Genomic DNA, 6,488 nt, shown 5'->3' on the forward strand with positions numbered 1-6,488 from the left:
CCAGCGTGTGATCGTCGCGGTCGTCGGTTCGGTGTCCGGGGTCTCGGGTGTCCACACGTCACCTGCCAGGCTGGTCGACACCCCCGTCGCACGGGCAGCGTTCACCCGACGAGTCGTCGTACCGGCCGCCGGTTCGGCCTTCGCGGACTCCCCTGTCCACTCGACGGCCGTCGTCACTGTGCTAGGCCCGACGGCGGCTGGACCCGTGACGCATCGGTCGCGACGAGGCGCGTGCACGAGATCCCGTGGTGATCGCGCGCGTCCCCGGGCGCGCCGGGGTCGCGTCTCCCGCCCTCGTCCTCGACCCGTACCGCTCCACGCCTTCGGAGGAACCACGCCGTGACCATCCCGTCTTCGCCGCGCGTCGCCGTTCTCGCAGGCGGCCTCTCGCACGAGCGCGACGTGTCGCTGCGCTCCGGGCGGCGCGTCGCCGAGGCGCTCCGGTCCGTCGGCGTCGAGGTGTCGATCCACGACGTCGACTCCGACCTCGTGCCCGCGCTCGGCGATCTCCGCCCCGACCTGGTGTGGCCACTCCTCCACGGTGCGTCCGGTGAGGACGGCTCCGTGCGAGACGTGGTGCAGCTCCTCGGCCTGCGGCTCCTCGGTACCGGCCCGCGCGCCAGCCGTGTCGCCTGGAGCAAGCCGATCGCGAAGACCATCGTCGCCGGGGCCGGCCTCGCGACACCCGAGTTCGTCACGCTCCCGCAGTCGCTCTTCCGCGAGCTCGGTGCCGGCCGCGTCCTCGACACCGTCGTCGCGCGGCTGGGGCTGCCGCTCGTCGTGAAGCCGTCGCGTGGCGGGTCGGCGCTCGGCGTGAACCTCGTGACCTCCGCCGACGACCTGCCCCGCGCCATGGTCGACTGCTTCTCCTACAGCGACACCGCGCTCATCGAGCGGGCGGTCGTCGGGACGGAGGTCGCGGTCAGCGTCGTCGACACGGGCGATGGTCCGGTTGCTCTCCCTCCCGTGGAGATCGTGACCGACGGGGCGTACGACTACGACGCGCGGTACAACCCCGGGCGGGTCGAGTACTTCACCCCTGCGCGGCTCGACGACGCCGTCGCTACCGCCGTGCGCGAGGCCGCCGTGACCGCACACCGGTCGCTCGGGCTCACGCGCCTGTCGCGCACGGACCTCATCGTCGACGGCGAGGGGCAGCCGTGGTTCCTCGAGGTCAACGTAGCCCCCGGGATGACCGAGACCTCACTCTTGCCACAGGCAGCCGAAGGCGCTGGGCACAATCTCGGGGACTTGTACCGATCGCTGGTACTGGCTTCCCTCGAGTGAAGCGAAGGGGGGCGAACCCGCAGGTCCGCGCCCCTTTCGTCCCCGTTCCGACGGCCTGACGGGTCAGTTCTTCAGCAGACCCGGGTCCTCGGGCGCCAGGCTCTCGAGGATGCGGTTGAGGTCCTGCACCGAGGCGAACTCGACCGTGAGCCGACCGCGCGTCTTCCCGAGTGCCACCTTGACGCGCGTGTCGAAACGGTCTGACAGTCGCGCCGCGAGGTCGTCGAGCGCCGCGTTGCGGTCCCCCGCTCGCGGCGCCGCCCGACGCGTCGGGGTCGCACCGTCGACGCCGAGCGACACGATCTCCTCGACCGCACGCACCGAGAGTCCTTCGGCGACGATGCGCTGCGCGAGTCGCTCGATCGCCGCGCCGTCGCTCAGGCCGAGCAGAGCGCGGGCGTGGCCGGCCGAGAGCACGCCCGCGGCGACCCGGCGCTGGACCAGCGGCGGGAGCCTGAGCAGACGGAGGGTGTTCGAGATCTGCGGCCGCGACCGGTGGATCCGAGTCGCGAGCTCCTCGTGCGTGCAGCCGAAGTCGTCCAGCAGCTGCTGGTACGCCGCCGCCTCCTCGAGGGGGTTCAGCTGGGCGCGGTGCAGGTTCTCCAGCAGCGCGTCGCGCAGCAGGTCGGAGTCCTCGGTGTCCCGCACGATCGCCGGGATCGTGTCGAGGCCTGCTGCCTGCGTCGCGCGCCAGCGGCGCTCGCCCATGATCAGCTCGTAGCCGTCCTCGACCGCGCGGACGACGACCGGCTGGAGCACGCCGATCTCGCGGATCGAGCCGACCAGCTCCTCCAGCGCCTCCTCGTCGAACACGGTGCGCGGCTGGCGCGGGTTGGGACGGATCGCGCCGACCGGAAGCTCGGCGAAGCGGGCGCCCGGGACCGGCACGAGGCCGTCGAGGTCCGGGTCGACCGCCGCGGGCGTGGTGCCGTTCGAGCCGGCCTTGCCGTCCGAGCCCAACGCGCCATCGGTCGACCCAGCCGCGGACCGTGATGCCCCGTCGACGCTGACCGCACTGCCGACACCGTCGCGCGCCGCGACCTCGCGCGGGGTGACCTCCTGCACCAGGGCCGCAGCGGCCGTCGCGCCGTTGGTCGTCACCCCGGCGGTCGTCGCCCCGTCGGTGGCGCCGTCCGGAACGCGTGCGGACGCAGCCCCCGCCGTGCCGGGCTCCTCCGTCGACGGAGCAGTCGTGCCTTCGGCGGCGGTCGTCGCCGCAGCGTTGTCGCGCTTGGCGTCGGGGAAGAACACGTCGACCGGACGCTCGCCCGACGGCCGCTGGCCGTCGAGTCCTGTCGGGATGAGTGCCCCGAGACCCCGGCCGAGCCCGCGTCGCTTCTCGCTCACTGGTCCTCCTGATGTGCGGCCATGACAGGCTCGCCGTGGTGCTGCTCGTGGGTCGCGGCGACGGCGGTCGGCGCGGCAGTGTGCGGGTCGACCGAGGTGTGCTGGTCACCGGGGGCCGAGACCGTGTGCTCGGCGTGTCCGTGCGTGACTGACTCGGCGGCCACGCTGGCTGACGCGACACCGTCGGCGCCGTCCGTCGATCCGTCGGTCGTGGCAGCACCACGCTCGGCGATCTCGCGCGCTGCCTCCAGGTACGCCAGCGCGCCCGAGGAGCCCGCGTCGTACGTCATCACCGTCTGGCCGTAGCTGGGCGCCTCCGAGATCCTGACCGACCGCGGAACCGTGGTCCGCAGCGTGCGGTCCGGGAAGTGCGTCCGCACCTCCTCGGCGACCTGCTGCGCGAGGTTGGTCCGTGCGTCGTACATGGTGAGCAGGATCGTCGAGACGTGCAGATCGGGGTTGAGGTGGGCCTGGATCAGCTGGATCGACTTGAGGAGCTGGCTGAGCCCTTCGAGCGCGTAGTACTCGCACTGGATCGGGATGAGCACCTCGCGTGCGACCACGAACGCGTTGACCGTCAGCAGCCCCAGGCTCGGCGGGCAGTCGACGAAGACGTAGTCGATCGGTTCGAGCCCTTGCGCCGCGCGCCACTCCAGGTACCGGTCCAGGGCGTTCCGCAGGCGTGTCTCCCGGGCGACCATCGAGACCAGCTCGATCTCCGCACCCGACAAGTCGATCGTCGCGGGCAGGCACCACAGGTGGGGGACGTCGGGGCTCTCCTGCACCGCCTCTTCGATCGGGGCGCCGTCGACCAGCACCTCGTAGATCGACGGGGTGCCGGCACGGTGGTCGATGCCGAGCGCCGTGGACGCGTTGCCCTGAGGGTCGTTGTCGAGCACCAGCACGTTCAGACCGGCTTGGGCCAGCGCCGCCGCCAGGTTGACCGTGGTGGTCGTCTTGCCGACGCCGCCCTTCTGGTTCGCGACGGTGATCACCCGCGTCGCGGATGGGCGCGGGAACCGGCGGCCACGGAGCTCGATGCGGCGGCGTGCGTCCAGCTGCAGCTCGGCCATCAGCGGCGTCTCGTGATCCGCCTGCGGGAGGCTGTTCACGAGCGCGGCGCGGCGGTGCTCGTCGCTGTCGACGTGGAGAGGGCCGGGGTCGCCGCTGGCAGACAGCGGCGAGTGCTCAGGGTTCACGTGCAGTTCGTCGTCCTCATCGGGCGCCACGGCGCGGTCTTCGAGACCGCTCGAGGTGCTGGTCTCCGCAACCCCGTCCGCCCGCGCGTCGCTCTCCGGTCCAGCCGTCACGGACTCCGTGGCGGGCTCACGACCAGCGGACGACTGCTCCGCGGTGCCGGCTGCACCGGGTGCAGCAGGGTTGTCGACAGATTCTCCCCCATCACCGTCGACCCCCGTGACCGTCGAGGGGGTGCTTTCCGTCGAACCTTCGGCAACCTCGTGGAAGTCGTTCGGCGCCGATGCGGTCGGCTCGTGAAAGATCCGGACGCTGCCCTCGTCGGTGCGCGCTCCTGTTTCACGTGAAACGAGGTGGCGGTTCTGGGACTCCTCGGTACCGAACGGAGTCGAGCCCCGCGAACCGTCTGACGCATGCTCGGTGGTCGTTCCAGAGGGGCCGAGCGCCTGGTCGCTGACCGCAGTCGCGTGCCAGTCCGGAGACGGCGATCCCCACGTCGCGTCGGGCTGCTGTGCGTCGTGCCCGGGCGTCGACGGAGCGACGCCGCGCTCGTCGTCGCGTGCCGATGTCGAGTCCTTGCCCGGCGCGGGTTCCGACAACCCGTTGTGCATCGAAGTCGACACCGTTGTTCCACGTGAAACGTCAGCGAACCCAGAGTCGGCGACCACGGACGGCTCGGCCCTCGTGTCAACCGGAGCGTTCGATGCGCCCGGAGCGGTCTCACCGCTCCCCCAGGCGAGTCCGTCGGTCGCAGGCGAGTAGGCGTCGCCGCCGGCCGTCGGGCCGCTCTCTGTCGCCGAGGCGTGCGGGTCCGTCGCGGATCCGTCTGGCGTCCACACGGGCACCTCAGGTTCTCCTCCGCCCGACGCGGCGCTGAATGGTGTCGGCGCTGGCATCAGGTTCGGCTCCGCCGACACCGGCTCCGCCTTGCGCTTCTTCCTACCGAACACCTGCCACCTCCCGTACGACTCGGACGACTCGAGTGGGTTCGACTCCCGCGATCGTCGACGCCAAGGCCACCTCGGCAACGCCAGCACCCCACTTCTTCCCGACGTGCTTGGCGTCCTGCACTTCCTGCTCCGCCTTGTCGCCCTTGAGCGCCACGAGGACGCCGCCTGGGCGTAGGAGAGGGAGTGCCATGCGGTAGAGCTTGTCGAGGGCGGCGACCGCGCGTGCCGTGACCGCGTCACCGACGAGTCGGCCGTGGACGTCCTGTGCTCGGTTCCGCTCGACGGTGACGTTGTCGAGCGTGAGCTGCGTGGCGACCTCGGTCAGCCAGTCGGTACGACGCTCCATCGGCTCCAGGAGCACGACCTCACACTCGGGTCGCATCGCGGCCACCACGATCCCCGGCAGTCCGGCACCGCTCCCGAGATCGATGATTCGCCCTCGCTCCGGTAGAAACGGCACGACCGCTGCGGAGTTGAGCAGGTGGCGGGACCACAGCCGTGTGACCTCGCGGGGTCCGACCAAGCCGCGGAGCACGCCCTCGTCGACGAGCATCGAGTGGAATCGCGCGACCGCCGGCCACGCGTCCCCGAAGAACTCGGCCACGGCGGGGTCGCCCGTCAGGGGATCGTCAGCTCCTGCCACCTCGGGGGCCTCACCCGTCACTACGTCCCCCGTTTCACGTGAAACAACACTTCATCCCGCGCACCGATCGGCTTGCAGCTCAGGCCGGTGAGCGTCCACTCGTGCCGCTGGTGGGCCGCGGCGACGACCCACCGTACCGTGCGGTCCTGCACCTCCCCTGACGATCCACAGGCGGGTCGCGGACCCATCCACGACATCCCGCCGACACGCCGATGCCGCCCGGCGATCTCGTCTCGAACGCCCCGTGCGGCCGTCACATCGGCACCGGGGAGGGCGATCGATGACCTCGCCCGATGCACCCATCCGCGTCCGTCGGCACCTCTCCGCGCCTCCAGCTGCCCGCCCCGTGGCACGCGCGCCTGCGCGGTGCATCACCCACGTCGACCGGTGCGGCATCCGGAACCGCTGCGCATCTCGCCGCTCGCGTCGCCCACGGCCTCAACGCCCGGCTGCGGTTTCTCGTGCCTCGGAACCACCGACGCCTGTCGCCGCGCCCACGATCGATGCTCGGTACGCCGGGCTTGGGCACGGACCCGACCGTTGCTCCGCGGTGAGAGCGTGCCGCGCGCGATGTCAGCGCCACGTGTCGTGCACAGCGGCGGCACGCGGCGATCACCGCACGACCGTCGACGCACGGCCATCGACGCACGGCCTTCGACGCACGGCCTTCGACGCACGGCCTTCGACGCACGGCCATTGACGCACGGCCATTGACGCACAGCGGTCAGTTCACGCGGCCGTGCGATCCCGTGGCGCCCCCGTTCGGCGCGCTCTGGTCCTCCGTTCTCGACATCCCTGTTCGTGCTCCTGGCTCCGACTAGATCGCCGCACTCCCCTCGCCTGATGTCCCCTGCCTCGCAACCTGCGCCCGCAAGCTCCGATCCCCCTACTCGCCCCGCCGCCCGTCAACTGCGTGCCCCTCCTCCGCGCCCCCTACCCGCCGCCCGTCAACTGCGTGCCCCTCCTCCGCGCCCCCTACCCGCCGCCCGCTCCTGCTCTGGGTCCTGTCCATTGGTCGCCGGCGACGCTCCCGCCGTTGCTCGCCCCGCCGCTCCTGCTCCTGC

Annotated in this window: 4 protein-coding genes; 1 reads left to right on the top strand and 3 read right to left on the bottom strand. The window is 71.7% G+C overall.

The window, feature by feature from the left end; all coding sequences use genetic code 11:
- The first annotated feature begins 339 nt into the window (after nucleotides 1–339).
- Entirely contained in the window at nucleotides 340–1,287 is a 948-nt protein-coding gene (locus KOV94_RS17995) for a D-alanine--D-alanine ligase family protein (protein WP_124341054.1), read from the top strand.
- 63 nt (nucleotides 1,288–1,350) lie between these two features.
- Here KOV94_RS17995 and KOV94_RS18000 read toward each other — a convergent pair whose 3' ends face one another.
- The 3 genes from KOV94_RS18000 to rsmG form a co-directional block, all read right to left on the bottom strand.
- Nucleotides 1,351–2,634 carry a ParB/RepB/Spo0J family partition protein gene (locus KOV94_RS18000; protein ID WP_124341055.1) on the bottom strand — a complete coding sequence of 428 codons (1,284 nt, stop codon included), beginning with the start codon at nucleotides 2,632–2,634 and terminating at the stop codon, nucleotides 1,351–1,353.
- The gene (locus KOV94_RS21075) at nucleotides 2,631–4,499 is read right to left on the bottom strand and encodes a ParA family protein (RefSeq protein WP_308160641.1); all 1,869 of its coding nucleotides are present in this window, start codon (nucleotides 4,497–4,499) and stop codon (nucleotides 2,631–2,633) included. The genes KOV94_RS18000 and KOV94_RS21075 overlap by 4 nt, the downstream gene beginning before the upstream one ends.
- A 271-nt stretch (nucleotides 4,500–4,770) precedes the next feature.
- The gene (gene rsmG / locus KOV94_RS18010) at nucleotides 4,771–5,385 is read right to left on the bottom strand and encodes a 16S rRNA (guanine(527)-N(7))-methyltransferase RsmG (RefSeq protein ID WP_308160642.1); all 615 of its coding nucleotides are present in this window, start codon (nucleotides 5,383–5,385) and stop codon (nucleotides 4,771–4,773) included.
- Nucleotides 5,386–6,488 lie beyond the last annotated feature (1,103 nt).

The sequence above is a fragment of the Cellulomonas algicola genome, assembly GCF_019024305.1.
Taxonomy (GTDB): Bacteria; Actinomycetota; Actinomycetes; order Actinomycetales; family Cellulomonadaceae; genus Cellulomonas; species Cellulomonas algicola.